The 26,982-nt window shown below is 59.2% G+C and carries 19 protein-coding genes and 1 tRNA gene; 13 read left to right on the top strand and 7 right to left on the bottom strand.

Annotated features, from left to right (window positions below):
• Positions 1-377: hypothetical protein (locus ONB25_04970; protein ID MDZ7392243.1), on the bottom strand; the 377-nt coding region annotated here is incomplete at its 3' end.
• Positions 378-562: 185 nt separating this feature from the next.
• On the opposite strand from ONB25_04970, the gene ONB25_04965 reads away from it, so the two are divergent.
• Positions 563-859 (top strand): YlxR family protein, encoded by a 297-nt coding sequence (locus ONB25_04965; protein ID MDZ7392242.1) that lies wholly within the window; start codon positions 563-565, stop codon positions 857-859.
• A gap of 269 nt (positions 860-1,128) precedes the next feature.
• Here the strand turns inward: ONB25_04965 and ONB25_04960 are convergent, their stop codons facing one another.
• Positions 1,129-1,617 (bottom strand): QueT transporter family protein, encoded by a 489-nt coding sequence (locus ONB25_04960; protein MDZ7392241.1) that lies wholly within the window; start codon positions 1,615-1,617, stop codon positions 1,129-1,131.
• A 42-nt stretch (positions 1,618-1,659) separates the two neighbouring features.
• Between ONB25_04960 and ONB25_04955 the strand changes: the two genes are divergently transcribed.
• Entirely contained in the window at positions 1,660-2,361 is a 702-nt protein-coding gene (locus ONB25_04955) for an endonuclease III (GenBank protein ID MDZ7392240.1), read from the top strand.
• On the opposite strand, the gene ONB25_04950 is transcribed toward ONB25_04955, so the two are convergent.
• The 4 genes from ONB25_04950 to uvrA form a co-directional block, all read right to left on the bottom strand.
• Positions 2,337-2,519 (bottom strand): MGMT family protein, encoded by a 183-nt coding sequence (locus ONB25_04950; GenBank protein ID MDZ7392239.1) that lies wholly within the window; start codon positions 2,517-2,519, stop codon positions 2,337-2,339. The two genes, ONB25_04955 and ONB25_04950, sit on opposite strands and share 25 nt — an antisense overlap.
• Positions 2,516-3,922 carry a Na+/H+ antiporter NhaC gene (gene nhaC, locus ONB25_04945; GenBank protein MDZ7392238.1) on the bottom strand — a complete coding sequence of 469 codons (1,407 nt, stop codon included), beginning with the start codon at positions 3,920-3,922 and terminating at the stop codon, positions 2,516-2,518. Before nhaC ends, ONB25_04950 begins: the two co-directional genes overlap by 4 nt.
• Before the next feature lie 125 nt (positions 3,923-4,047).
• The gene (locus ONB25_04940) at positions 4,048-4,734 is read right to left on the bottom strand and encodes an MgtC/SapB family protein (protein ID MDZ7392237.1); all 687 of its coding nucleotides are present in this window, start codon (positions 4,732-4,734) and stop codon (positions 4,048-4,050) included.
• A 90-nt stretch (positions 4,735-4,824) separates the two neighbouring features.
• A complete protein-coding gene (uvrA, locus tag ONB25_04935; protein ID MDZ7392236.1) occupies positions 4,825-7,653 on the bottom strand; it encodes an excinuclease ABC subunit UvrA in 2,829 nt (942 codons plus the stop codon).
• Between the two features lie 312 nt (positions 7,654-7,965).
• Here uvrA and ONB25_04930 point away from each other — a divergent pair, with 312 nt between their 5' ends.
• Entirely contained in the window at positions 7,966-9,858 is a 1,893-nt protein-coding gene (locus ONB25_04930; GenBank protein ID MDZ7392235.1) for a hypothetical protein, read from the top strand.
• Between the two features lie 13 nt (positions 9,859-9,871).
• Positions 9,872-10,861 carry a T9SS type A sorting domain-containing protein gene (locus tag ONB25_04925; protein MDZ7392234.1) on the top strand — a complete coding sequence of 330 codons (990 nt, stop codon included), beginning with the start codon at positions 9,872-9,874 and terminating at the stop codon, positions 10,859-10,861.
• Positions 10,862-10,869: 8 nt separating this feature from the next.
• Here ONB25_04925 and ONB25_04920 read toward each other — a convergent pair whose 3' ends face one another.
• Complete coding sequence (locus tag ONB25_04920) at positions 10,870-11,451, bottom strand: sigma-70 family RNA polymerase sigma factor (GenBank protein MDZ7392233.1); 582 nt, start codon at positions 11,449-11,451, stop codon at positions 10,870-10,872.
• A 1,015-nt stretch (positions 11,452-12,466) separates the two neighbouring features.
• On the opposite strand from ONB25_04920, the gene ONB25_04915 reads away from it, so the two are divergent.
• The 9 genes from ONB25_04915 to ONB25_04875 all read left to right on the top strand — a co-directional run bounded on the left by ONB25_04915 (position 12,467) and on the right by ONB25_04875 (position 26,954).
• The gene (locus ONB25_04915; protein MDZ7392232.1) at positions 12,467-13,048 is read left to right on the top strand and encodes a hypothetical protein; all 582 of its coding nucleotides are present in this window, start codon (positions 12,467-12,469) and stop codon (positions 13,046-13,048) included.
• A 134-nt stretch (positions 13,049-13,182) separates the two neighbouring features.
• On the top strand, positions 13,183-14,757 hold the full coding sequence (locus tag ONB25_04910; protein MDZ7392231.1) for a T9SS type A sorting domain-containing protein: 1,575 nt from the start codon (positions 13,183-13,185) through the stop codon (positions 14,755-14,757).
• 185 nt (positions 14,758-14,942) lie between these two features.
• Positions 14,943-15,018, top strand: a tRNA-Phe gene (locus tag ONB25_04905).
• 215 nt (positions 15,019-15,233) lie between these two features.
• A complete protein-coding gene (locus ONB25_04900) occupies positions 15,234-16,733 on the top strand; it encodes a glycosyltransferase family 39 protein (GenBank protein ID MDZ7392230.1) in 1,500 nt (499 codons plus the stop codon).
• 159 nt (positions 16,734-16,892) lie between these two features.
• Positions 16,893-18,329, top strand: coding sequence for a transglutaminase domain-containing protein (locus tag ONB25_04895; protein MDZ7392229.1), 1,437 nt, complete (start codon positions 16,893-16,895; stop codon positions 18,327-18,329).
• Between the two features lie 130 nt (positions 18,330-18,459).
• On the top strand, positions 18,460-19,794 hold the full coding sequence (locus ONB25_04890; GenBank protein MDZ7392228.1) for a DUF4921 family protein: 1,335 nt from the start codon (positions 18,460-18,462) through the stop codon (positions 19,792-19,794).
• 371 nt (positions 19,795-20,165) lie between these two features.
• The gene (locus tag ONB25_04885; protein MDZ7392227.1) at positions 20,166-22,982 is read left to right on the top strand and encodes a TonB-dependent receptor; all 2,817 of its coding nucleotides are present in this window, start codon (positions 20,166-20,168) and stop codon (positions 22,980-22,982) included.
• A gap of 38 nt (positions 22,983-23,020) precedes the next feature.
• Positions 23,021-25,846: a hypothetical protein gene (locus ONB25_04880; protein ID MDZ7392226.1), complete on the top strand. Its 2,826-nt coding sequence runs from the start codon at positions 23,021-23,023 to the stop codon at positions 25,844-25,846.
• 43 nt (positions 25,847-25,889) lie between these two features.
• Positions 25,890-26,954 carry a PorV/PorQ family protein gene (locus ONB25_04875; protein MDZ7392225.1) on the top strand — a complete coding sequence of 355 codons (1,065 nt, stop codon included), beginning with the start codon at positions 25,890-25,892 and terminating at the stop codon, positions 26,952-26,954.
• The last annotated feature ends 28 nt before the right edge of the window (positions 26,955-26,982 follow it).

Here is a 26,982-nt window from a genome sequence, read left to right as displayed (position 1 = left end):
CAGAGGAAAAACCAGCTGAACTTGACCAAAGCCGCGGTGAGCACGATGGTCACTATTTTCACTGCACCTAAATAGCAGAGTGGCTGTCGCGCCAGACCACAGCCAAGGCCATACACGCTCACAAAAACTGCATTCCCCACAGCGACGATGGGCAGCGCAACGCCCAGGGCTGGCGGGAGCAACCCGCGCACCAGCGCCACTACTGGGGTCACGCACCCCAACACTAACGCCGGCACCCAGCCGACGAATACCAATGTCAGCACGAGCATCGCGTTGACGAACGGCCCAGTGAAAGGCTGCGGTAGACCTACCACCTGGCCTACGATCGTCAGCGCGGCCACCACGGCGAGTCGCGCCAAGAGCACCGGACGGCGCACTATCCCACCCCCTGTGGCAGGGAAAAAGCGGCGCCACTTGCTATCGCCTCATGGCGCGTGCCAGCGAAGCGAACAACCCCATGCGCCTCAAGAAGCACCGTGTGCCTCCTGACAAAATAGTCCTTGACAATGCGGCGGTCGATTTGTATACTTGAGCCACGATTGCTTGTATCGCTGGACAAGCCATGAAACGCTCCAAGCACTCGCGCGCCGGTCACATCCCCTTGCGCACGTGTGCGGGCTGCCGCCAGGTGCGCGAAAAACAGACCCTACTCCGTGTGGTCCGAGCCACAAATGGCGTGGTGAGCGTCGACCTGTCAGGCCGGGCGCCTGGCCGCGGTGTCTATGTCTGCCCTGACCCATCCTGCGTTTCCATGGCCAAGAAGCGACATGCTTTGGAACGCTCGCTGCGTTGCCCAGTGCCCGAGCAAGTGTACGAGGACCTGACCAGAGTGGTGGTGAGTAGAGATGCTCCTCAGTGACTTACGCATGATCGGCCTGGCGCGCCGAGCGGGCAAAGTGGCCATTGGACGCGAAGCCGTGCGCGTTGCCCTGCGGACCGGACGCGCTAAGCTCTTAGTCCTGGCGCACGACGCCCCGGAAAAAGTCCACATCCACTTCCGGGCCTTGGCTGATGCGTGCAATGTACCGGTTGCCGAGGTCATAGGCAAGGCAGAACTTGGGCATCAGGTCGGTCGCGGGCCCGTGGCCATGATCGCGGTGTGCGAGGAGCAGTTTGCGCGCGGCATCCTTAGCAAGTGCGCTGCACAGGAGGCTGCGCGCAAAAAAAGCGCCTCCGCATCACCATCAGAAGAGGGTACCCAAGCACGAAACAGGCCACGGCCTCGCCGGCACCCACGTAGAGCACCGTGAGCCAGTAGGGCATCCCCGCGATGCGATGCAGGTAGGCGCTCACGCCTAGCGCATTGCACACCACGGGAGGCAACGGCGCCAGCCAGGGTTTACCCGTGGTTCGGAGCGCGTAGGTAAGAAGCGCCGCCACGAGCGTTATGAAACTGCCAGCGAAGATATCCACCGGACCAAGGCCGCCAAACACGTTCGCCACCATGCAACCAAAGTACAGGCCGGGGATGGCCCAGGGCGTGAGAAAAGGAAGCACGGTCAGCGCTTCTGCCACCCTAATCTGCACCGGGCCATAGCTGACGGGCGCCAGGGCAACGGTCAGAGCCGCATACAGTGCACCGATGAGTCCGGCTGTCGCGATCTGTTTGGTTGTCATAGGGAATACTCCTCGAGTCACTCACCCAACGGGGCACAGTACATGACGGAATGTACAGAAGCTTTGCCCAAACTGGCGCACCTTGCTGGCGAGGTCACTCGGCTCCTCGAGAAGACCTTTGGTGAACCCAAATGGACCGGCCCACGTGACCCACTAGACGTACTCATACGCACCATTCTCTCGCAGAATACCAACGACCGCAATCGCGACCTGGCCTACGAGGCCCTGCGCGCGCGCTACCCCCGATGGGATGAAGTCCTTGCGGCGCCCACGGCCGAGATCGCCAGCACCATTCGCCCTGCCGGCCTCAGCAATCAAAAAAGCGTCCGCATCAAGGAGCTTTTGACATGGATCAAGCAAACCTATGGTGCGCTCGACCTCCGGTCCATTTGCCAGCAGCCTACAGAGCACGTCGTTGACCTCTTCCTCCAACGCAAAGGGGTGGGCATCAAGACGATCAGTGTCGTGCTCATGTTCGCGTGCGGGCGGGACATATTCCCGGTGGACACACACGTGCATCGCATCTGCATGCGCCTTGGCCTTGTCCCTCCCGGGGCCACTGCCGAGAGGACGCACCACCTGATGCAACCGTTGGTGCCAAAAGGGAAGGCCTATTCGCTGCATATGAATCTCTTGCGTCTGGGGCGCACCATCTGTCGCGCGCGCAAGCCTCTGTGCGCGCTCTGTCCGCTGCAAGCTATTTGCCCGTCTGCCGAACATTACGCACCTGCCAGCTCCCTTTGACGTGGCTTCCAGCCGAACCGCGCCGCATGTGGCATCCCCGCAGGCGCTGCGAGCTGTCCGTAGCTCGCCACCCTCCCGCGGGGCACCTTGCTGACCACTTCGTTCACACCGAGGAAAAACGCTCCGCGCCGCGCACCACCCTCTTGGCCAGCCCTCATACAGCTTCGGGCACCTCCACCTCGACGGCCTCCGCCTTCGCCATCGTGATGCCTGTGTAGCCGTACACCGCCGATACCAAAGGGTTAGTCAGATTCAGAAAAGCAAATGGCAGGTAGGCAAGCGGGCTCACGCCGAGCGTTGCATGCATGAAGGCGCCACAGCTGTTCCATGGAAAGAGGGGCGAAGAGAGCGTTCCAGAATCCTCCAGGCAACGCGAAAGGTTCTTCGGGTGCAACCCCATGCGATCGAACGCGTCTTTGTACATCCTGCCTGGGATGACAATGGAGAGGTACTGGTCTGACGCGATGGCGTTCATCCCGATGCAGCTGAGGAGGGTCGTTGCCACCAAGGAGCCTGTGCTGCGCACGCGGCGCAGGAGCGCTTCGGCAATTGTGGCCAGCATACCCGTCTTCTCCATAATGCCGCCAAAGGACAGAGCACAGACAATGAGCGCCACCGTCTCCATCATGCTGACCAACCCACCCCTGGTCAAGAGTTCATCGACCGCCACCACGCCGGTGGCGGAAACATAGCCCCGGTGGGCTGCACTCACCACAGACGAAAGGGAGGCAGACTGGGCAACCAAGGCACAGATCCCCCCCATAGCCGTCCCGGCCAACAGCGCCGGCAAGGGGGGAATGCGCTTGACCACCATGAGAATGACCAGGCATGGCGGGAGCAAGAGCAGCGGGTGGATGACAAACCCGTTGCGCAAGGTCGCAAGAATAGTCAGCACGTTTTCCGTGTTCAGACTTCCTCCGCGGAAGCGAAGGCCGATCAGCCCAAAGAGAAAAAGGGAAAGCGCGTAACTGGGCGCTGTGGTGTAGACCATGTGCCGAACATGGGAAAAGATATCGGTACCGGCAACCGCTGGCGCCAGATTGGTCGTGTCGGAAAGCGGGGACATCTTATCGCCAAAATAGGCACCTGAGATTATGGCTCCGGCCACCATCGGTAAGGGGACGCCCAAACCCTGCCCTACACCCACCAGTGCCACGCCCACTGTCCCAGCCGTGGACCACGAGGAGCCTGTTCCCAGCGACACCACGGAGCAGATAATCAGGGTGGCCACAAGAAAGATGGCAGGAGATAGGAGTTGAAGCCCGTAGTAGATCATCGTGGGGACTATCCCCCCCAGGAGCCAGGTGCCGATGAGGGTGCCGACGACCATCAGGATAAGGATGGCGTCCATCGCCAAGGTGATGCCTATAACCATGCCCTGCTGGATTTCGCGCCATTTGTAGCCGTGGGCCACGGCAATGGTGGCCGCCAAGGCCGAGGCGCAAATCAGGGGGATGTGCGGCGACTGCTTGAGTACAATGATCGTGAAAGAGAGGGCTCCCACAAGAAAGAGCACAGGTACTAGCGCTACACCCAAACGAATCCGTCTCTTCTCGCTCATGCCAGCTCCGCTTCCTTACCTGCAGCCGGTCGTAGGGAGATTAGGTTTGGGCCGACGCGCCAGGGTCGCGCGCGTCGAATTCGCATTGCCTCTACCTGCTTCGGCCGGGAGGCCGAGCCTACGGCTCATCGCCACTCCACGCTCCTCACCCCCTCAACCGCCAGAAGCCTTTCCATAAGCTCGGAACCGCTGGTGCGGGTGCTACCCCTGAGGCGGAACACGATCTGCGCCGCTCCTGCCTGTGCACTGAGCCTATACTGCGTATCTTGCACGCGCATGCCCATCTCGGCTAGGACCTCCCGAAGAGAGTCCTCCACACGTCTGCGCTCTTGGGCCGGCACGACCACCCGCAGGCTTCGGTACACCACGCGCGCGAAACGATGCTCAAAGCGATCCATCACCACCAAAAGGAAAAGCGCGAGGGCCGTCGCAAGCAGGCTGAGCAGAAAGAACCCTTCACCGATAATGATGCCCAAAGCGGCCACGAACCAGAGGCAGGCCGCGGTGGTGAGTCCGCGCACAAAGTCGCCTGACTTGATAATTGAGCCTGCGCCGAGAAAGCCAATTCCCGTGATAATGCCTGCGGCAATCCTTCCTGGGTCAACAGTGATTCGAGCCATTGCTTCGGGGCTCACGGTTGCCAGCCCTCGGGCGGTGAGCATAATCATGGTGGCGCCGGCGCAGACCAGCGCGTGGGTCCGCATGCCCGCCGGCCTACCGTGCCTGGCGCGCTCAAGTCCTACCACCGCCCCGAGAACCACCGCTACGAGCATCTGCACAACTGCTTGCAACTCAAACCTCATCCAGCTCATAACGAGCGTCTCCCCTTTTGCCGAACAAGCACCCCGCCATGGCACGCATCCCATGTGCCAGGGAGCGTCATGGTTTTTTCGCACCACTACTCACGCTGCCAACTCCCGCCGCAGGAACTGGCCGGTGTAGGACTCTTGCACTTGGGCCACCTGTTCGGGCGTACCCGCCGCAACCACATACCCTCCCTCCTCGCCACCCTCCGGACCCAGGTCTATGACATAATCGGCGCCCTTTATCACGTCCAGATGGTGTTCGATCACGACCACAGTGTTCCCCATGTCCACAAGCCGGTTGAGCACATCCAGGAGCATTTTGATATCCTCAAAGTGCAGGCCGGTGGTGGGCTCGTCAAGGATGTACAGCGTCCTCCCTGTGCTGACCTTTGAGAGTTCGGCTGCCAGCTTGACCCGCTGTGCCTCACCCCCGGACAGCGTAGTAGCCTGTTGCCCCAAGCGGATGTAGCCCAGCCCTACGTCGTGGAGTGTCTGCAACTTGCGCCTGATCCTGGGGATGTTAGCAAAAAACTCCAGCGCCTGCGTCACCGTCATTTCCAACACGTCGGCGATGGAGCGTCCCTTGTACCGGATCTCCAGCGTCTCGCGATTGTACCGTCTGCCCTTGCACACTTCGCAAGTCACGTACACATCGGGAAGAAAGTGCATCTCAATCTTGATGATGCCATCGCCTTGGCAGGCTTCGCAGCGGCCGCCCTTGACGTTGAAGCTGAACCGCCCCGGGCGGTAGCCGCGAATCTTCGCCTCCGGTATCTGGGCATAAAGGTCGCGGATGAGACTAAAGACCCCGGTGTAGGTTGCGGGGTTGGAGCGCGGGGTGCGGCCGATCGGGGACTGATCGATATCGATTACCTTGTCAATATGCTCCAGGCCTTCCACGCGATCGTAGGGCAGGGGCTGATCCTTGCTGTGGTACAACTCCCTGCTCAGTACGCGATAGAGGGTTTCGTTGATAAGGGTACTCTTTCCGGAGCCGGACACCCCTGTGACGCACACAAATGCGCCCAGGGGAATGCTGACGTCGATCTTCTTGAGGTTGTTGCCCCGTGCGCCTCGGAGCGTCAGAAACTTGCCGTTGCCCGGACGCCTGCGACCCGGCACGGGGATGCTGCGTCGCCCTGCGAGGTAGTCGCCGGTAATGGAGCCGTTGCTGGTCCTAATTACCTCCGGAGGGCCGGCCGCAACGACCCACCCGCCATGTTCTCCCGCTCCCGGCCCCAAGTCCACGATATAGTCCGCCCGCTCCATCGTTTCCCGGTCGTGTTCTACCACGAGCACTGTGTTCCCGAGGTCGCGCAACTGCTCCAACGTTGCGATGAGCCGGCGATTGTCCCGTTGGTGCAAGCCCACCGAAGGTTCGTCCAGAATATAGAGCACCCCCACCAGTTGCGAGCCAATCTGCGTCGCCAGGCGGATGCGCTGGGCCTCGCCGCCGGAGAGCGTCGCCGCCGGCCGATCCAAGGTCAAGTAATCCAGCCCCACATTCAGCAAGAACGTCAGCCGCTCCCGGATCTCCTTTAGGATCTGCCGGGCGATCTCCATCTCGCGAGGGTTCAAATGCAGATTCTCGAAAAAGCGCAACGCTTCCTTGATGGACATGGTGGTCACTGCGTGAATGTTGTGCGCACCGATGCGCACCGCCAAGCTCTCCTTCTTGAGCCGTGCGCCCCCACACTCCGGGCAGCGCACCGGGCGCATGAATCCTTCTATCCACTCCCGCACGGCCTCCGACTCGGTCTCGCGATAGCGACGCTCCAGATGGGGGATGACCCCTTCGAACGTGCCGGTGAAGGTGCTCTCATGTCTGCCCGTGGCGCTGCGGTACTTGAACCGAATCTGCCGCTCCCCCAAGCCATAAAGTATCGCCTGCACCTGCTCAGGCTTCAATTCGCGCACGGGCGTGTCCAGGTCCAGGCCGAGGTGAGACGCGGCCCCCTGGAGGAGAGTACGGTACCATCCGTCCTTCAGTTGGCCCCACGGCGCGATGGCACCTTGATTCAGCGAAAGACTATCATCAGGAATGACGAGGGCAGGGTCTACTACCATCCGCTCGCCCAGACCGTTGCAGGTAGGACAAGCGCCGTACGGGCTATTGAAGGAGAACTGCCTGGGGGCTAGCTCCTCATAAGAGATGCCACATTCCACGCAGGCATAGTGCTCGCTGAAGAGAAGCTCCTGCTCGCCGATCACCTCCACCAGGACCATGCCTGAGCCGAGGCCAAGAGCTGTCTCAACCGAGTCGGCAAGGCGAGAGGCAACTTGGGGTCCGAGGACCAGCCTGTCCACCACCACCTCGATGTTGTGCTTCTTGTTCTTGTCCAGCTTGATCTTGGCATCGAGGTCGTACACCTCACCATCCACGCGCACCCGCACGTAGCCGTCCCGCCGCGCCTCCTCAAACACCTCCCGGTACTCGCCCTTCCGCCCTCGCACAATGGGCGCAAGCACCTGGATCTTCCTTCCTTCCGGCAGGGCGAGGACCGCCTGGACAATCTGCTCCACGGTCTGCCGCTCAATGCGCCGACCGCAATTGTAGCAGTACGGCACCCCAATCCGCGCGAACAATAGCCGGAGGTAGTCGTAGATCTCAGTGACGGTCGCCACGGTGGAACGCGGGTTCTTGGCGGCCGTACGCTGCTCAATAGAGATAGCAGGCGATAGGCCCTCGATATAGTCCACGTCGGGCTTTTCCATCAGGCTCAGAAACTGGCGGGCGTACGCAGAGAGCGATTCCACATAGCGGCGCTGCCCCTCGGCATATATGGTGTCGAACGCCAGGGAAGACTTGCCTGAACCCGACAGGCCGGTAATGACCACCAGTTTGTTGCGGGGTATCTCAAGGTCGATGTTCTTGAGATTGTGCTCCCTTGCCCCGCGGATGACTATTGACTCCTTGTCTGCCATGAGCGAAACCTTAACTCCCCTCCTTCGTCATCGCCATTCAAGCATCCAATATACAAAAACGGAGGGCAATTGTAAAGGGAAAAGTCCGTTCGCCACCAGAAACCCCTTGCTTTGAACAGGTATAGTGTGGTAAATTTGTTTTAAGAGCGCCGGCAGGCCTTTGTCCCAACATGGACGCGGAATGCCCTGCCTGCCGCAGATTGAAACAGCAAGTGACCGCCTTTGACTTGCTGCTGAGACTCTCGCGCACTGGCGCAGAATTTGCAAATGGTGTGGAGCAACGCGAAAACTCCAACATGAGGACGATCAATCATGCGCTTCTTGTTCGGATTTCGTGCAGTGATCGCTACCGGGCTTGTCATCCTTTCCTCATTGCAGATGACGCACGCGGGGAACGTACTCAGTGTGGACGGCACACGATTCCGCTTGGACGGCAAACCGTTCGACATGTGGGGCGTGCGTGTGCCCAACGCCCTGTGGGACGATGCCACCGTAGAGGCGTGCATCCGGGAACTGCCGAAGTACCTCGCCTACGGCGTTAACACGATCTATGTCAACCTCCAGGGCTGCTGGCCTGGTTTTGACCGCAACATTGACCCCAACACGGGGATGTATTACGACTCCAGCACCTTTGAGCCGGACGGTTCGCTGCGGCCGCAGTACCTTGCGCGCCTGCGGCGTTTGCTTGAGGCCACCCGCGAGCTGAACATGGTGGTGAACGTCTGCTACTTCTATCAGCGGCAGTGCCGACGCGCAGCCACCACACCCTACCTTGACCACGACCACTTCGTGGACAACGCTGCCATCTTCCGCGCGATCAGGAACATCACCCTCTGGCTGAAACCTTATCGTCACGTCTTTATCGATGTGGCCAACGAGTTCGGCCATGAGGGGTACGACTATGATGACGTTTTCCCCTGGAACGGCACCGAGAAGTGGCCAACCTCGCTTGTGTTGCAAAAGGCGAAGGTCCTCGTTGACAGCGTACATGCGAGTGACCCCAATCGTATCTGCGGAGTGAGTCCCTGGTCGAATTGCGGGGCATTGGAGGTGCCCACAGCAGACGTATGGTTCTACCACGGTTCGGGCATTGCCAGAACCCCTTCTCGCCACGACCGACCAATTATCAACAACGAGTCCTGGCACGCCCCCGCCTACCGCGTCGGCGACCCGGGCATCCGCCTGGATGGGGTCTACACCGAAGATCAGAAGGACATGTTGCGCAACGAGCCGGTGCAACAGTACAACATGGGCTATTTCTGGTTTTGGCATACAGGATGGCTTCTGATGTACCCCTTTCGCTTCGACGTCGGTGGCGATGGCACGGAGCAGGACCCAGGCGACCGCTGGATGTTCGAGCACATCCACCAGTTCCGTTTCAAGGTCACCTTCTCCAACCTAAACGCCGAGATTGTAGATGGCAAAGTGCACCTGTGGTGGAACGCCGATACAAAGCTGGAGAACACGCGCTTCAACGTCTATCGGAGCACTGAGCCGTTTTTCTCACTGGGCAATCCCCTGGTGGTCAAGGTGGCTGCGGCCATCTCCGACCAGAATCCCGGAACTCCCGTTGTCGATTGGAGCGACAAGGCCGAAAGCCTTCTCGGCAATCCAGCTCAGAACGCCTTCTACGCCATCACAGCCACCCATGGCGAGCTCGAATCGGCCCTCTACGGCTACGTGGGCGAGATTGACTTTCCCCTGGTGACCACCTCGGGGACCGACTTTAACGCCGTCGCCATCCCTTTTGCCCAGGAAGATCAATCGAGTGCCGCAGACCTATTGATTCGCTTCCCACAGATTAACTCAGTAGCGCGGTTCAACCCCGCGACTGGGCAACTTCTCCAATACGTGCCAGCGCTGCCGGCGACCGACTTTCGTCTGAATAGCGCTGAGGTTCTATTGGCTAACGCCTCTTCGCCGGGAATCATGAGCCTCGCGGGGCGCGTGGCCGATGGAAGCTATCTGCTTCGGGCCCTCCCGGAGGGGCGCCTCAACGCCATCGTTTTGCCATTCAGCAAACGGCATTTGACCAGGGCGTCCGATTTGCTCGGCAACATTCCTCGCTGCACCCACGTGGGGAGGTGGAACGCCCAAGCCCAAGCGGTAGAGTTCTACCAACCGTCGCAGCCAGCCACGAACTTCCCGCTCATGCCTGGCTGGCCCTACTTTGTGCGCGTCAGCCAAGACGTCACCTGGCCTTAAGGCGGAGCACCGTATGAGACAGCTCGGCTATCTTTTCCTGGTTCATGTGATTTTCTTCGGCTCGGTTCCTGGACCAAACCCGGTGCAGGCGCAGGTTCCGCACCTTGTTTTCGGCGAGATCCGGTCAAGCACCGGCTCCATTCCGCCGCTTGACCACATTGCCTTTGAGGCCCACATGCAGACACGGCCCGACGATCGCCTCACAGAGGGCCACGCGGGCCAGACAGGCCTTCTCTACGACGCGTCCCCCCCTCGCCTGCTCTGGGTGGTGCAGTGCAGCGATTTTACCTCTGCGTGGAACGCGGGAGAGCTCCTGGTGGTAGAGGTTTACGACAAGGCTACGGGAGAGTCGGCCTCCGCCGAGATCGTCCTGAACTCTGAACCGTACCAGGACGCGGGTATTCTGCCACTGCCTGTGCGCCTGCTGCTGTTCGAGGCTGCCTGGCAAGGAGAGGAAGTTGTCATTAGATGGCAAACCACTGACGAAGTAGAGTGCCTCGGCTTTCTCCTCTGGAGAACGCTGAGCGACGAAGAAGAGTGGACAAGGGTCACCGACGGAATAGTGCCCGCTATGGGGGGACTCGGGCGCACACAGGAGTACCGCTTCGTGGACCGTGCTGCTCCCCGTGGCACCTCCTGCCGGTATCGATTGGAGGAGGTGAGCCGAGACGGGACGAGGACCGTGCTTGGCATCGTGGCAGTCACTTCTCCCTTGCGACAGCCTACGGCGTTCCAACTCTGGCCATTGTATCCCAATCCCTCGGGGGGCAATAGCACCGTTCGCTTCTCTCTCGCAAAGGAGTCACCTGCGTGCGTGGCCGTTGTGGACGTGCGGGGGGTGACAGTACGAGTCCTGGCCGAGGGGGTCCTCGCCGCCGGCGAACATCTGTTGACCTGGGACGGCACGGATGCGCAAGGGCGCAAGCTGCCAGCCGGCGTCTACTTCTGTCGGATTGTCACCTCAGGGGAGCACCACGTGGAGAAGCTGGTCAGAACCCGGTAGGGCATCGCTCAGGGGCGCATGAGGTCCTTGAGGCGCTTCTTGAGCATCTCCCGTGCCCTGAAGATACGGGCCTTCACGGTACCAAGTGGCACATGGAGGATCTGGGCAATCTCCTCGTAGGAGCGATCCTCCTGATGGCGAAGAATGATGCAGATGCGGTATCTTTCAGGCAAGCTCGCTATGGCTTCCTCGATGAGGGCGGTCCTCTCCTTGGCCAACAATGTTCGATCAGGACTTGAACCAAGGTCGGGAAATTCGCGGGCGATCTCCCCATCCTTCGCCTGGATAGGTTGCTCCAAGGAGAAAGTGGCGAGCTTCTTCTTGCGGAAGTAGTCGATGCAGTTGTTAATGGCGATCTTGTACAACCAGGTGGAAAAGGTGTAGTCTTCGTTGAAATTGGCCAAGGCAGCAAAAGCCTTGATAAAGGTCTCCTGCACCAGGTCTTCGGCCTGCTGGCGGTTGCGCACCATGTGATGAACCATGCGAAAGATGGGCCCCCGGTAGCGGTCCATGATGTGGCCGTAGGCCCCCTGGTCACCGGCCAGGGCGCGTCTGATCAATACACTGTCGGGCAGTCCTCGTTTCTCCACACCTTGTTCCTCTCAACTGCTGGCAAAATAGTGGAAAAATGGCAAAGAATCAAGGGGATTTTGGACCGTACGGACAGTGCGCGGAGAGGTCAGGAGCAAACACCGGGTTCGCAGAGCGGCACTGCTGCGGAGTGGCTTCTGCCGAGGGTATCCTTCAATTCACACGCGGCCGCGCGACCAGAAATGCGTCTATAGCAACCTCCGGCTCCGGGCCGTTCTGGCGGACCTGGGGGGCAAAGGCGAGAGAGTGACTAAGGCTCGGTCGGCCCGATCTTTCGCAGCAAGCTGCGCGCTCGGCGTCTATGGGTTGTACAGCTCTCGGAGTGCGGCTGGGAAGAGCATCCGCCCCAGGGACCTGAGGCCGGGCCCCGAGCCCAACAGGCGCCGAAATGAGCATGCGCCGCAAGTGCCCACGACCATCTTCTCAAAGTGGCGGTCGCGGGTATCTGCCGGCCCCTTCGCATTTCGTCTGCGAGTCTTTGGTGCTGTCGCCTTGTCATTTATCATAGCCAAGTGAAGCCGTTGCTGGGCTGGTGAGCACGGACGGGGAGTAGTGCCGCCGTCTCCTGTGCCACGTTGGCGCTCCTCCCCCGGGGGATATGAAGCGTGCGAGTTATGGAGACCTGGGCAAGGCAGTGGAGGGAAGCGTCACGCCCCCGCGCGCGGGCAGGCGGTTCACAAGCAAAAGGTGCGAGGCACGCACTTCCCGCCGCGTCGTCGGCCGGGCCCTCGGCCTGCTTCCGGCTCACTCTGCCAACGAAGCCCGTGGCCCGTGGCTCGGATGATTCGTTTGGTGGTCCTGAGAACTTTTTGCGCACTGAGGGCAGAAAGGAGGGCGAAAGGTATGGTCCTCGCTCAATGTCCCAAATCAGATATAGGCCCAAACCGCTTGGCTCCTTTTCGTTGTCTCCACCGTTTTATTGCTTGACAGCCTCCTTTTTTTTTTACATTAGGACGAGCCAGGGTGGGCGGAAGGTAGAAGGAAATGCTCATAAGAAGGGAAAGGAGGCGCCCTATGCGAGGCTTAGCATTGCCGCTGGCTCTGGTTCTTGCCGCGCTTATGGCCTGTTCTAAGGACCAGCCGTACAGCCCGGAGCGGCCTTGGGACAAGCTGGCGGAAGGGTCTGTGGCGGAGGGCGAAGGGGGGACGGTCACGAACGTCCAGGCTCCGGGCAAAGCGCAGGCAAAGAATGGGGAGCTGGTCAAATCCGAAGAAGAATGGTTCTGCACCGAAGAGGAGTCGTGGATCTACGAAGTACACCCGCGACCGGATCCTACTCTCTCCTTCAACGCTAGCAGCTCCGTGTTCGACTGTAACACACTTCAGCCCATCAACATCTACTGGGTTCGGGTTCACAGCACGGCCTACTACCGCCCAGTTGGGGATCCAAAGTGGCACTTTCTGGAAGAGCATTCCGACCTCAACTACAACTGGTACTGCGCGTTGGTGCACTGGGAGTCATCAATGCCTTTCGCCTGGGAAGGGAAAATGGAATCTACGCACGGGTACAAGATGAGCAAGTCTGTCAAGGAATACACAAAGGCGAGCGGCGCGGGGCCCGTTCTGGCTCACGAGCCGATGAGAGTTAGACCGTAAGTCGGGACTGGCGAGGGGAATGGCGGCCTGGTGATGCCCTCCCTGGCTCCCCTTGACTTCAGTTCGAAAGGGCGAGACACCCATGTTGGGTGGCGCCTGAGGAGAAAAGGACACGAACGCTGGGGGAGGAAGCGATGCTTTCTTGGTGTGGTGCTCGAGCCATGCACGTGGCCGGCACCTTCCTGGTGCTAGCGAGTGCCTCGGCACAACAGCTACCCACGATCCAGTGGAGACAGTGGGAAGTTGTTGATAGCGCGCTGGCGTGCCCCATTCATATGCACATGGCCATTGACAGCGTGGGGCGTGTGCACATCGTCGCGCTGGAAGACCCCGAGAACGATGACTTCTACCAGGATGTCCTGTTCCACTGGTGGCAGGATAGCACTGGATGGCAAAAACAAATGCTCTTCCGGCACCAGACAGTGAGAGTGACCGGCATAGGCTTCGACTTCGACGATGCCGGCACCCTCCATCTGGTCCTTGGCGTGTCAGATGAGCGATGGCCTTTCTATGGCTTCTTCCAAAGTATATGGCACATGGTGTATGAAGGCGGGGCGTGGACGGAAATGCATTGCATCCAGCGCGCGCCGGAAGGGCAAGGGTTGTGCATGGCGACCTTACCGAATCGCCGTGTGGCAATAGCCTGGTGGGAGGGCTATGCCTTGCAGAGCACCATTTTCTGGAAGCTGTGGGAAAAGGGGCGGTGGGGCTCAACGCTTGTAGGTATTAAACGGTTTTCTCCCAAGGAAAACGGGTGCTCCCAAGAGCCCTCATTGGCCAGAGGCCGAGGCGATACATTAGAACTGGCATTTGTCGGCGAGCCCCGGGGGGAAACCTGGTACCCTGCGCTTTTCTACGCCTTCAGGGCCGTCAAAGGGGAATGGAGCAGTCCCTCGGAGCTCTACTTCAATCCACAGCACTACTACATGTGGCCCCTTGTTGCAGTTACTAGGGACGGTTGTCGTCATGTATTCTGGGGAGTCGACTATGACAAACACGAGTGGCCGGACCAGCTGGTCTATTCCTTCTCAAGAGACGGGAGGTCATGGGCGGGGCCATTGGCTTTGAGTGCCCACCCCTTCACCAGGCTACCGCTCCACATTCCCGGGCACCTGAAAGTCGTAGCCGATAGCTCAGGGCTGCTGCACGCACTGTGGGACTATATCGCCTGGCCCAAGGAGGGATTGCACTACTACAGGTATGGGCGGGAGAGGACCTGGTCAGAGGTCCTCACACCTTTTGGGGAGGAGGCAAACAGCTTCAGCTTTGACTTGGGGGTGGATCGTTTCAACCGGATTCACTTCGTCTGGGTGTCGGCTCTTGAACCCTCGAGCGGGATGAAGATTATGCATGCCGTGGCGGAGTTGGTAAGGGGCGCAAATGTTCCAGGGGTACCTGCGGCCCCGGTTCGGGCACGCCCCCTGCTTCTTGGCGTGGCCGCCTATCCTAACCCGTTCAATGTCTCGGTGACCTTTTCCCTCCACGTCGCGGAAAGGTGCGCGGCCGTGCTCACCATCTACGACTTGCAGGGGCGTCTGGTCCGCATCCTCACCGAAAAAGCGGGGGAAGAAGGCGTATTTACCATGAAGTGGGACGGAGTCAACACCAGCGGGCTAGCGGCCCCATCTGGCATCTACCTCTTCCGGGTGCTGGCGCAGACAGCCGAACGCCAGGAAGTCATCACCGGTAGGCTGTTTCTTGTCAGATAGTTGACGCCTCGGCTGTGAGGGCGATGCTTCCGGCGGACGAACTTGACCGTCGGACCCGTCTTTATGGGGGGTGGGGCTCGCGCACGTCGCGACGGGGCAATTGGCCGCGTTTCACCTTCTCGCCCTCACAGCAACTTTTCACTTGACAGAGAAGGAAAATTTTCTATATTTGCCACTGGTTAGTTGGCGCTTTAGCTCAGTCGGTAGAGCAACGGACTGAAAATCCGTGTGTCCCCGGTTCGATTCCGGGAGGCGCCACCACCGGGCCCTGGGACAGCGCCCAGGGCTTTGTCGTATTGCCAGCCATGGGCACCGCGCCAGGGATAGCGGTCGGGGCGCCTGGAATTGGCGCCAAGGGCGGAGGGCAGCGCGATGCGGCCTCGGCTTGATCACTGTCCTGGTGGAGACGCCCCACGTTTAGCTCGAAGTCACACCGGCCCTATCGCGAGGCTCTCTGCCTGGGAGCCTTGATCCTTATGGGCGGCGGCATCCGCCTGTACAAGCTGGGCACCTGGAGCTGCTGGATTGACGAACTCTACACCCTGGACAGAGCGCTAGGCCCGTGGGGCGGCGACCCGCGGCAGCCCTTTCTCCTCCTCACGCGCCTTTCCCTTCAGCTTTTTGGCGTTAATGCCTTTGCCCTGCGCTTCTTCCCCTTCTTGTTCGGCACCCTCACCCTGCTCGGAGTGTACCATCTTGCCCGCGCCATGTTCGACAGGCGCGTTGCGCTGCTGGCCGTGTTCTGCGTCACCTTCTCGCCCTGGCACATCTACTTGTCACAATTCGGCAGAGCCTATGCCATCGTCGTCTTCGTAACAGTCTGGGCTGCACTCCACTTTTTTCGCTTCCTGCAAACCTATCGCTTCGTTAACCTGGTGCTCTTCCTCAGCCTTTTCGCCATCTCGTTCTTCCTGCACAACACCGCTGCATTTCTTCTTGTCATAGCCGTTTTCGTGCTCCTCGCGCTATCCTGGCTTGGCCCGCTGAAGGACACAGCAGACGCGCGCCGGATGCGCCTTACTGCCGTGCTCCTTGTGGGGGTAAGCCTCATCTTCGTGCCTGGCTTCTATCGTTTTGTTCTTCATTGGCACGAAAAGCAACTCACCTCAGGTTATTGGGGAACGACTCCCTTGGTCTTCGCCCTCAAACTCGCCTATCACCTCACCCCCACGGTCGCAGTGGCGGCACTGCTGGGGAGTATCCAGGTGCTACGTAAGCAGACGGTCAAAGGCGTCTTCCTGGTTTGTTATTTGCTCTTGGCGCCCTTGGCGCTGGCCTTTGCCTCCGCGTTCCGAGTCAATGTGAGCGCCAAGTATACTTCGCTCATAATTCCCGCTTTCGCGGTAGCAGCGGCATGCTTCGTGGCGCATCTGACGGACCAAAGGAAAGGTAAGCTCGCCCTTGTTGGAGTCTTAGCCCTTGTGCTCCTTCCCTCCTTGGAAACGGACTATGAATACTTTGGACCCGGCTGGGGTAACCGTGACCGTCTACGGGAGGCACTGCGCTTCATAAACCGGCATGTCGCCAAGGAGGACTTGATAATCCCGGTGTACCTGTTCAAGGATCCGGCGGAGGCACGCTTCTACGTGCAAGGCACGGCGCGGCTGCAAGGAATTGAGTTGGATAGCTCTCGGATTCTTGTACCCGCTCGTGAAGAAGAGCTGCGCGACCTACCGCGGGCCTGGCTCATTACTATTGGCAAGACCATTCCGCCGCAGCAGCCGGACATGTACCGATGGTTAGCTTCCTTTACCTCGCTGGTGGCGGAGTTTCCCGCCCGACGCGGAGCCCAAGACAATTCGGTGAGAGTCTACTTCTACCCAGGGCCGCAAAATGCGGGACCGCTATCGGAAGGAAAAGCGGAGGTACCCCCTCTCATGAAGGAGCAGGCGAGAAAAGGAGGGTCGAGGCCAACCGAGAGCCCCAGTGGCGCTCTAAGCCCACGGGAGCCCAAGAAAAGCGAACCGATGCGGTAGCTTTCGGCACCCGCCTTGTGGGAAGCAGGAGCACGTGACAAGGTGGTTTGAAGGTGGGGGGCAATCTGGGCCATCCACGGCACGTCTCGGGACTAATAAGTGTTCATGATGGGGCCCGGCGCGCAACAATGTGCACGGAGAGAGCTCTGGGAGACAAAGATGAAATACGGATGTGTTCTTACAGTGATGGTTCTCCCGGGTCTGGTGCTGGGACAAGGTCCCTTGGCACCGTTCGAGCCGCTCATTGCCGCGGGAGAATTCGCCAAGGCGCAGCAGGCCATGCGCCTCGCCTTGGCAAACAATCCGGACATGCCGGCGCTGGACCGCCTGGCGCTGGAGTTTGAGATAGAGCGGCTGGAGCGCATTCGCAAGGATTTTACCACGACGAGGAACGAGGTCCTCGAACAAATTCGGCTCTACATCCCCACCGCGACAGAGGCAGACCTGGTTCGCTGGGAAGAGGCGCACGCACTGGAGAGCATGGTCATAGACGGGCAGAAGTGGTACTTCGCGCGGGCCGCGAGCAATCTCTTCCGCCTCGATAAGGAGGCACGCCGCATCAAACTCGACTACGACAAGAAGCACGGCTTGATGAAAAAGCCGGCCTACGTCTACGAAGAGGACGCTGCGGCCATCATCCAGGCGAGCGAGACCCTTGGCACCCGCCTGGTCAAGCCAAAGCGGTTCCGCATTACCTACACCCTGTCTGTGCATGCCGACGCGGTGCCACCGGGAGAAGTCATCCGAGCTTGGCTTCCTTATCCGCGCGAAGGCAATCGTCGTCAGCAGCAGATAGTGCTGGAATCGGCCAGTCCATCTAACTACCTCATCGCCGACAACGAGCGCTACCTGCAGCGAACCATTTATTTCGAGCAAAAGGCTACTGCCGGAAAGCCCACGGTCTTTCGCTACACCTTTTCCTTCACCTCGTACGCCGAATACAACGGCATCGACCCTGCGCGTGTGCAGCCTTATGATACCTCTTCGGCCCTGTATAAAGAAAACACGCGTGAAGTTCCACCCCACATCGTCTTTACCGATGAGCTGCGCGCCATCTCAAAGCAGATTGTGGGCAACGAGTCCAATCCTTACTTGAAGGCGAAGCGGATTTTCGCCTGGGTGGACCAGTGGGTCCCGTGGGCAGGAGCAAGGGAGTACTCCACCATTCGCAATATCCCAATGTACGCCTACCGAGAACGCCACGGCGACTGCGGCATGCAAACCCTGCTTTTCATGACCCTGGCGCGCATGAATGGCATCCCGGTGCATTGGCAGTCGGGGTACGAAATGATGCCCGGCCAGGAATCAATGCACGATTGGTGCGAAATGTACCTTGAACCATATGGCTGGGTGCTGGTGGACCAGTCATACGGTCTGAAGGAGTCCAAGGACGAGCGCGTACGTTGGTTCTGTCTTGGCAACACCGACCCCTACCGCTGGATAGTGAATGACGACTTTTCCCAGCCCCTTTATCCGGCAAAGATCTACCCCCGCAGCGAAACGGTGGACTTTCAGCGAGGCGAGGTAGAATGGCGGGGGGGCAATTTGTACTTTGACACATGGGACTATGACTGGCAAGTTGAGCGACTCGATTGACGAGGTGGGGGACCTTGCAACGACAGGCCGCGACTGGTTTTTCCTGTTGCAAAATTTTAATCGTTTTCGTATATTGCCAGTCGCCTGGCCAAATTCCTTGCAGGCGTGAACTATTGCGGAGGGAGGCAGCTTGTTAGAGCGCGTACATGAAGCGATGTACCATGTGATGCCAGACGGCACGGAGAAGCAGATCCATCCGTTCACTGGCACAGAAGTGTGGGCTATACCAGACAGGCGACACAAGCCAATCACCAACGAGCGCCCCAAGACCGCAAAGAAACTTGAAGTCCATACTCCCGAAGATTATTGCAACTTTTGCGAAGCAAACTACCTCAACACCCCGCCGGAAAAAAGCCGTCTGGTGCGGGGCGAAAATGGCTACTACATGCTGGAGCGGATTGACCCTCAGCAGCTCTTTGCCACTACAGCCGAGTTTCGTCGGATTCCCAATCTTTTCGAGATTGTCAGCGTAGACTATTGGAAGAAGAACCACGATTACCGGCTCAGTGAGCGGAACCTGGCGTGGAAGCAGCGATACCTCTCCTCAAAAGAGGGCTTGGGCCACGTTCTGCACATGGTGGATATGAAGCTGAGCATGAGCGGCCGTTCGGAGAGCTACTTGCGCAGCATGTCGGTCGACGAGAAACTGGAGCACGCCGATGCGTTCTTTGGGGGCTCCCACGACCTGGTCATCTACCGCCGTCACTACACACCTGACGCGCAGTACGACTCAGACTCGCTTTCTTCGGGCCTGCTCACCCCTGAGGAACACTTCTGGTACTTCAAGTTCACCATCGCGGCCATGGAAGATATCTATGACCAGAACCGCTACGTCCGCTACGTGAGCGTGTACCAAAACTGGCTCCGCCCTGCTGGTGCTTCGTTCGACCATTTGCACAAGCAGCTAGTGGGCCTGGATGAGTGGGGCGTGTCGGTGGAGCGCGAACTCCAGCTTGCGCACGCGAGCCCCAACATGTACAACGAGTACGCAGCCAATTTTGCTTCCTACCACAATCTGGTCGTTGCCGAAAACGACTTCGCCATGGCTTTTGTCGACCTCGGGCACCGCTATCCTACCATCGCCATCTATTCCAAAAGCCAACACTGCAAGCCGAGCGAGCACACGGACGAAGAACTACGAGGCTTTAGCGACATCGTCCATGCCATCCACGCGGCCATGGGCAACCAGCTTTCCTGCAATGAGGAGTGGTACTACATGCCCCGCGATGCCATCATCCCCATGCCATGGCACGTGCTGATCAAGTGGCGTGTCACCATTCCTGCAGGGTTTGAGGGCGGTACCAAGATCTACGTTAACCCCTTCAGGTTAAAAGACCTGCGCGACATGATCGTGCCGCGCCTGTTCGAAATGCGCGACAAGGGAAAGATCGCCCCTGTGTGTATTGCCCAGGAGTGTGAAGTCAAGCCCAATTCCCTCAAGTACTACCTCAACGGGAGATGCTGAGCCTGGTGCTGGGTTTAGCACCCGACCCGCGGTGAAAGGATAGCTCTCCACTTTGTGAGAACAACCGAGCGTGGTTTCGGAGGGGCCTCCGAAACCAGGGTTCTTTCTGCGCCCACGGTCTGAGGGCTATTCATTTTTTTCTTGACATTTTGTTTTTCGGTGGTTATATTGAAACATGGAACGTCGGCGATAGCTCGAGGTTTAGGTCCCAACGTTCCGCTGTCGAATTGGCCTCACAGTGAGGGGGCTCAGCCCTTGTGGACCAGCCAAAACAAAGTCGCTTCCAGCGGCTTTGAGAGCACAGCGAGTGCGTCGCAACAACTGTTTGATGGCGCGGCGCAAGTGTACGATCCTTTACGGGAGGGACGTCCATGAAGCGCAGTCCGTACCTCGTGACCATTGTTGGTGTGCTTGTGCTGATGCTTGTAGTGGCCCAGGCTCTCTGGGCGGGCACCACGGGCAAAATAGCCGGCATTGTCAAGGATAAAAGCACGGGCAAGCCCTTGCCCGCGGTAAACGTCATCCTCGAAGGAACCACCATGGGGGCAGCCTCCGACGCGGAGGGCTACTACTTCATCATCAACGTGCCGCCCGGCAAATACAGTGTCAGGGCAACGATGATCGGTTACACCGCGGTGGTCAAGCGGGAAGTCCAGGTGACGGTGGACTATACAACCAAGGTGGACTTCGACTTGGAACCGGCGGTGCTGGAGGGGCAAGTGGTGGTGGTCACCGCAGAGAGGCCGCTCATCGAGCGAGACATGACCGCCACTGCCAGCGTCACTACCGGTGAGCAGATCGACAAAATGCCGGTGAACACCTATCAGCAGGTGCTCGCCACGCACCCGGGGTTCGTCGAATCGGGAACGGGCCTGAACCGCGAGTTCAACGTGCGCGGCGGGCGTTCGGGTGAACTGGCCTACCTCATCGACGGCTTCTATGTCGAAGACCCACAGGTAGGAGGCATGGGGAGCGACGTGGCCAATGTGGGCATTGCCGAATTGGCAGTGATGACCGGCACATTCAACGCCGAATATGGGGAGGCTATGTCCGGCGTCCTGAACATCGTCACCAAGGAGGGCGGTGCCAACTATTCCGGGCGGGTGCGCTTCCGCACCGACAAGGGCGTCAACCCCCGCGAAATAACCTACCTCCGCAAGTACCAACGCATCGTCGACGGTCAGCGCACCGACTGGGTTACCTCAGATGGCCAGCCCATCAGTCTGGCCGGCACGGCTCCTGCGACTCCCGGGAGCAACAAAATGGATCCCCGCTACTGGGAGAGAGTGACCAAAAAGCTTTACGACTATGACACCTACCGGCTGGATGCCTACGTGGGAGGACCGATTCCTTTCCTTGGCAAGGCCAACACGTTCTTCGTCTCCGGCGACTATCTCGACACCGATACCTACCTCGGGTGGACCGGAATGCCCTATCGAATCGAGAGCCGCGGCAACGGCAAGTTAGTCTTCAAGCCCTTCGAGAGCCTCAAACTCACCATCGGCGGTGTGGTTGGACAGACACAGTACAAGAACTACAGCCACGGCTACAAATACGTGCCCGATGCCCTGGAGACCAATTATCAGAGCAACTACATGGTCAACTTCACCCTCACGCATACCCTCAGCCCTCGCACTTTCTACACGCTCCGGGGCTCGCACTTTGTCACCAACTACTGGTACAAAGGCCTCGAAGAGGAGGAATTCTTCGTCTACAAGAGCAAGCGGACCGGCAAGACCTACGTGGGCAGAGAATATGCCAAGTACTATCAGCTCAGCGATTCTCTCGAATACGCTGGCAAGGCGGACCGCACCCGCCCGGACGAAGAGTACGAGTTCAATAAGGGGTGGTGGACCTACCAGTACGACGACGCGGGAAACAAGGTCGATAGCACCTGGACCATCGGGGGGGACAATGACTTTGAGGAGCGTAAGAACACCATCAGCACGGTCAAGTTCGACGTCACCAGCCAAGCCACCAAGACACATCAGTTCAAGGCCGGAGTGGAGCTGAAACAGCTAGACCTGCGCTACTTCTATGTTGGCGGGCCCTATAACCCCAAGCCCGAGTATTACCATTACGCGCACAAGCCGCTGGAGGGCTCTGCTTACCTGCAGGACAAGATGGAATTTGAAGATTGGGGCCTGGTGGTGAACGCCGGCCTTCGGCTGGACTACATGGACACCAAGGCCAAGTACTTCGGCGACCCCACCAAACCGACAACCGCCGAGCTCAAGGACGCAGAGAAAAAGATTCATCTCAGTCCCCGCCTTGGCTTTGCCCATCCGGTGACCGACCGGGCCGTGCTGCACTTTGCCTACGGGCACTTTTACCAAGTACCGGACTACCAGTACCTCTACTACTTCGAGAACCAGGACGACCCCAATTATCCCTACCCAGACTTGTCCATCTACGGCATCTATAGCTGGGTGGGCAACGCCAACCTCAAGCCCGAGAAGACCATCGCCTATGAGATCGGTTTGCAGACCCGCTTGAGCCGCGACATAGCCCTTGACATCACCGTCTACTACAAGGACATCTTCGACTATACCGCGCTGCAGCGTTTCATGGCCACGCCAACTTCCTATTGGCGCTATGTGAACATGGATTACGCCAATGCCAAAGGTGTGGAAGTGTCATTGGAGAAACGCTTTTCCAACTTTTTCGGCGGCACGTTGAACTACACCTACTCTCGTGCAGAAGGCAACGCAGCAGACGTCACCGCCCACTACAACGACTGGTACTCCTTCTCTGTGTTCAAGACCTATCCGCCGAAGAAGACCGTGACCATGGACTGGGATCAGACCCACACAATGAACTTCGTGTTGGACTTTGGCAAACCCGGCAATTGGGCGGTCAATGTAGTGGGCAATTACGGCAGTGGGCTGCCATACACCCCCCTAAGTTCGCGTGGCCTGCGGCTGGATGAGCCTAACAGCGCCCGGCGGCCCTGGACCATGACGGTCAACGTGCGCGCACAGAAGCTCTTCCACTTGATGGGAATGGAGTTGGCACTATACGCTGACGTCAATAATCTCTTCAACAAGCGAAATGTGCTGTACGTGTTCGGCGATACCGGCAAACCCGACGCGAGTTCTGACTGGGACGAGACGCAGGACTTTGTATCGCGTCCCCAGTATCTTGGCCCACCGCGGACCCTGGAGCTCGGGCTGAGCGTCGGTTTCTAAGAAGCCCCAGAAAGTGTTGCTCATACGGAGGATTTGCCATGAAGAGCAAACTTCTCGCCCTGGCGGTTGCCGTTCCCCTGCTGCTGAGCGTAGTGCTCGTCTCGGCGGCGGGCGATCGTCCAGAAAATGGCATGAGTAAACGGGAGTACTATCAGCAACTGATGCTCCAACGAGGTCAAACCGGTGCTCTCGCCAAGCCCGGCGCCTTCAAAGACCGCAAATACGGTCGCTTGGACGTCGGAAAAATTCGCTTGGAGATCAACAACGCGAACCGCCTGGGGTACAGTCGCGAGATGATTACGTTCGAATACCCAATAGGGTGTGGCATCACCTACCAATGGTGCGAGGCGCTTATCGTAGGAGGTAAGCTCAAAGGGGAGAAACGTATCTCCTGTGGCGCTCGCGGCTGCTATGAGGACATTAATGAAAACCACTACGAACCCTTGCCAGGATACGACTCGGGCATTGGCGAGAATGGCTTGGCCATGAGCAACAAGCCCAGCTCCTGGGCGGCGCAGTGGCCTTCGGACGTGGGTCCTATTGGATCGCTGGGGTTCCCCGGGGTTAAACCCAACGGCGAGGTGGCCGCCGACGCCGAGGCCATCTGGATGGCGGTGGATGACGACCCCACCTGCCAACAACCGACCCCTCTTCACATTCGCACCTACGGACGGGCGATGCAGTGGTCGAGCCCCTTGGCGGACGACTTTATCGTCTTCAAGTACTTCATCACCAACACCGGCACCGATACCATCAAGGATTGCTACGTAGGCGTGCACACGGACATGGACTGCCCTGAGGAAGGCGACAATGAGTGGATGGACGACTTTGCCAAGTTCATCCCAGCGGGAGCAGATCCGCTCCTTGGCAGTTTTCTCTACATCTGGGATGGCGACGATAAGTCGGTGGGCTACGTTTCTAAGAATGTCGCCTGGCAGGGTCTGAAGATGCTCGAGACGCCCAAGGGCAAAGATGGGAAGGAGCTGGGGCAGACCACATTGTTCGTGGCCACCTATGACGACTTTTTCGTCCCCACCCAAGCAGACGTTTACGACATGCTCGCCTCGGGCATCGACAAGATTGACAACGTCCAACCCCATCCAAATGACTGGACGCAGACGCCTGGCACGTACGGGCCTGACGTGACCTCCTTGCACGCCTCTGGCCCCTTCGACTTGGCACCGGGCGAAACCGTGACCTTCACCTTCGCCAACATCTTTGGCGCAAACAAGGCAGAACTGATGGCGAACGCCACTCTCTGCCAGCTCCTCTACAACGCCGGTTACAACGCCCCCAGCGCACCACAACAGCCGCATGTGCGTGCCTATGCTGGCGATCGGACCGTTACGCTGTATTGGGACGCCGATCCGTCAGAGAGCTCGGTGGACCCACTAACCGGCACCAACGCCTTTGAAGGATACCGCATCTATCGCTCCACAGACCGCGGCCTCACCTGGGGCGAGGCAATCCGGGACGCGATTGGAGCAGTGGTTGGCTACGTGCCCATTGCCCAGTTCGACCTGGAGAACGGCGTCACGGGCACCAGCCCCTTGAACCCGTACCTCCATCTGGGCGATGATACCGGCCTGCAGCACAAATTCGTTGACCGCAACCTGCAAAACGGAGTGGAATACTGGTACGCCGTGTGTGCCTACGATCGGGAGGATCAGTACGGCCAGCTAAAGATCCCTCCCATGGAAAACGCCCGCAGCACGGACCCGGACAAGCCCGGTGACAACACTGTGCGCGTGGTCCCGCAGAGTCCTGTGGCAGGATGCAAGGAACCCGCACTGATGATAGCTCATGTGGCAGGCATCTCCACGGTGGAGCCGCACGCGGAGATATTGGACCCCTATGGAGTGGTGGACAACCGGTATCTTCTCACGATCGACGACTCAAACCCGGCGGCCAAGACCTTCTCCCTCTACGACAGCCTGCGGAAGATGACTGTTATCGCCAACTCGCCGCTTCTTCACGGCGAGGAGTACGTGCCGGCAGTCGACGGATTCCGCCTGACACTCGTCGATGAGGAAAAGATTGCCTTCGACGCAGGGCGCAGCTACTGGGCGACGGCTGCAGGCGACACGGCGCTGACCAACTGGTCAATCTTGGCGGTACCCACCACTACGCCGCGCGCCTCAGACTATGAGGTGCGCTTCACCTCCAGGGGTGACACTCTTACCGGGCGTATCGTGCCTTTTGAGCTCTGGAACGTCACCTATGGCCAACAAATTGACGGCATCGTGCAGAGTGCCGCCTCGGACACGAACCAGTACAAGGTCCTGTTCAAGGAGGTCATCGAGGGAAAGACCAAGTTCACCTGGACCTTGACTTTGGCGGCTCCGCCACCACGGCAGGTCGTCACCCAGCGTGACACGGTGATCAATGGTGTGCCGACGACGGTGTACGACACTACCTACGTGCACATTGGCATCCGACCGCGCACTGGGGATATTGCGAAGATCTATACGCTGCGGCCCCTGACCTCCGCCGACCGCTATCTCATCACCACCACGGCAGCGACCACGGCAGGGGCCACTGCCAAAGATCTGGAGACCATTCGCGTGATTCCCAACCCATATGCCGTCACTTCTGTGTATGAGAATTCGCTTACGCCATGGGTGCGGGAGCTACAGTTCCACGGACTCCCCGAGCGGTGTACGATTAGGATTTTCACCGCTTCCGGTGAGCTGGTGCAGATACTCCATCACCAGCCAGGAGACCCTGGCTACCGCGGGCCGAGCGTGCAGGCGTGGAACTTGTGGACGTACAACGACCAGGAAGTGGCTTTTGGCGTCTACCTGTACCATGTCGAAGCGCCTGGGATCGGCGAGAAGTTGGGCAAGTTCGCCATCATCAAGTAGCCGATTCCGTATGCGGCACTCACGACTGAACTGAGGAGGCCGGATGATGAATGCACGTATTCTCTGTGTGGTCTTGCTGGCAGCCGCGGTAGCGGTTGCGCCGGCTCTGGCAGGCAACGACAATACGGGCACCTCGTGCGCCAACTTTCTGAAGATCGGCGTCGGCGCCCGCGCTGCGGCGATGGGCGGAGCCTACGTAGCCTCGGTCACAGACTACTCAGCCTTGTACTGGAACCCGGCTGGTATCGCGCGCATCCCTGGGGTACAGGTAGGCATCGCCTACACCGACTGGGTGCTGGACATTAGCCACAGCTTCATCGGTGCTACCTACTCCTTGGGCCAATGGGGCACCATTGGTGCCAGCCTCAACTTGCTGGACTTTGGTGAGATGGAACGCGTCACGCCCTCGGAGCCGAACGGCACGGGAACCTACTTCGGCGCTTCCGACCTTGCTCTGGGCGTAGCCTATGCCCGCGAACTGACCGACCGCTTTGCCGTGGGCGTGCAGTTCAAGGTGGTCCGCGAATCCATCAGCTTCAGCAGCGCCAGCGCGATTGCCGTAGACGCCGGGACGCAGTTCGTGACCGGATTCCGGAATATGCGGCTGGGCATGTCCATCTCTAACTTCGGCGGCAAAATGACTATGCGGGGCACCGACCAGATGGTCAAGGCAGACATCGACGACGTCATCGGGGGGAACCCGCTTAAGGAGTCGCGGCTGGAGACGGAGGCCTGGCCCTTGCCCCTCACCTTCCGCATGGGACTGTCCTTGGATGTGTTGAGGAGTAACCTCGCCACAGTCACCGTTAACACCGACTTCGTCGACCCCAGGGACGTGAACCCCTACGCGGCCGCCGGCACGGAGATTTCCTGGAACAACATGGTCTTTTTGCGTGGCGGCTTGGTCTATAGCCCCGACGGCTTTGACGAGGAGAAGATGAGCAAGGAGCAGGAACTGAATCTTTTCTACAAGGTCAAAATAGCGGCCGGCGGCGGGGTGCGCTTCAGCGTACCGGGAACACACGCAGCCTTTGCCCTGGACTATGCCTACACTGACCTGGGCATGTTAGACTATGCGCATCGTTTCTCCCTTGTCATCACTTATTGATCCGGCGAGCTTAAGGAAAATGAAGCGC

The sequence above is a fragment of the candidate division KSB1 bacterium genome, assembly GCA_034506335.1.
Taxonomy (GTDB): Bacteria; Zhuqueibacterota; Zhuqueibacteria; order JANLFK01; family Oleimicrobiaceae; genus Oleimicrobium.
This window is presented reverse-complemented; position numbering and strand designations above follow the sequence as displayed.

Bases quoted from the DNA above. Each gene is read 5' to 3' on its own strand.
- ONB25_04965 (MDZ7392242.1), top strand. From the start codon at position 563: ATGAAACGCTCCAAGCACTCGCGCGCCGGTCACATCCCCTTGCGCACG.
- ONB25_04960 (MDZ7392241.1), bottom strand. From the start codon at position 1,617: ATGACAACCAAACAGATCGCGACAGCCGGACTCATCGGTGCACTGTAT.
- ONB25_04955 (MDZ7392240.1), top strand. From the start codon at position 1,660: ATGACGGAATGTACAGAAGCTTTGCCCAAACTGGCGCACCTTGCTGGC.
- ONB25_04950 (MDZ7392239.1), bottom strand. From the start codon at position 2,519: ATGAGGGCTGGCCAAGAGGGTGGTGCGCGGCGCGGAGCGTTTTTCCTC.
- nhaC (MDZ7392238.1), bottom strand. From the start codon at position 3,922: ATGAGCGAGAAGAGACGGATTCGTTTGGGTGTAGCGCTAGTACCTGTG.
- ONB25_04940 (MDZ7392237.1), bottom strand. From the start codon at position 4,734: ATGAGCTGGATGAGGTTTGAGTTGCAAGCAGTTGTGCAGATGCTCGTA.
- uvrA (MDZ7392236.1), bottom strand. From the start codon at position 7,653: ATGGCAGACAAGGAGTCAATAGTCATCCGCGGGGCAAGGGAGCACAAT.
- ONB25_04930 (MDZ7392235.1), top strand. From the start codon at position 7,966: ATGCGCTTCTTGTTCGGATTTCGTGCAGTGATCGCTACCGGGCTTGTC.
- ONB25_04925 (MDZ7392234.1), top strand. From the start codon at position 9,872: ATGAGACAGCTCGGCTATCTTTTCCTGGTTCATGTGATTTTCTTCGGC.
- ONB25_04915 (MDZ7392232.1), top strand. From the start codon at position 12,467: ATGCGAGGCTTAGCATTGCCGCTGGCTCTGGTTCTTGCCGCGCTTATG.
- ONB25_04910 (MDZ7392231.1), top strand. From the start codon at position 13,183: ATGCTTTCTTGGTGTGGTGCTCGAGCCATGCACGTGGCCGGCACCTTC.
- ONB25_04900 (MDZ7392230.1), top strand. From the start codon at position 15,234: ATGGGCGGCGGCATCCGCCTGTACAAGCTGGGCACCTGGAGCTGCTGG.
- ONB25_04895 (MDZ7392229.1), top strand. From the start codon at position 16,893: ATGAAATACGGATGTGTTCTTACAGTGATGGTTCTCCCGGGTCTGGTG.
- ONB25_04885 (MDZ7392227.1), top strand. From the start codon at position 20,166: ATGAAGCGCAGTCCGTACCTCGTGACCATTGTTGGTGTGCTTGTGCTG.
- ONB25_04880 (MDZ7392226.1), top strand. From the start codon at position 23,021: ATGAAGAGCAAACTTCTCGCCCTGGCGGTTGCCGTTCCCCTGCTGCTG.
- ONB25_04875 (MDZ7392225.1), top strand. From the start codon at position 25,890: ATGATGAATGCACGTATTCTCTGTGTGGTCTTGCTGGCAGCCGCGGTA.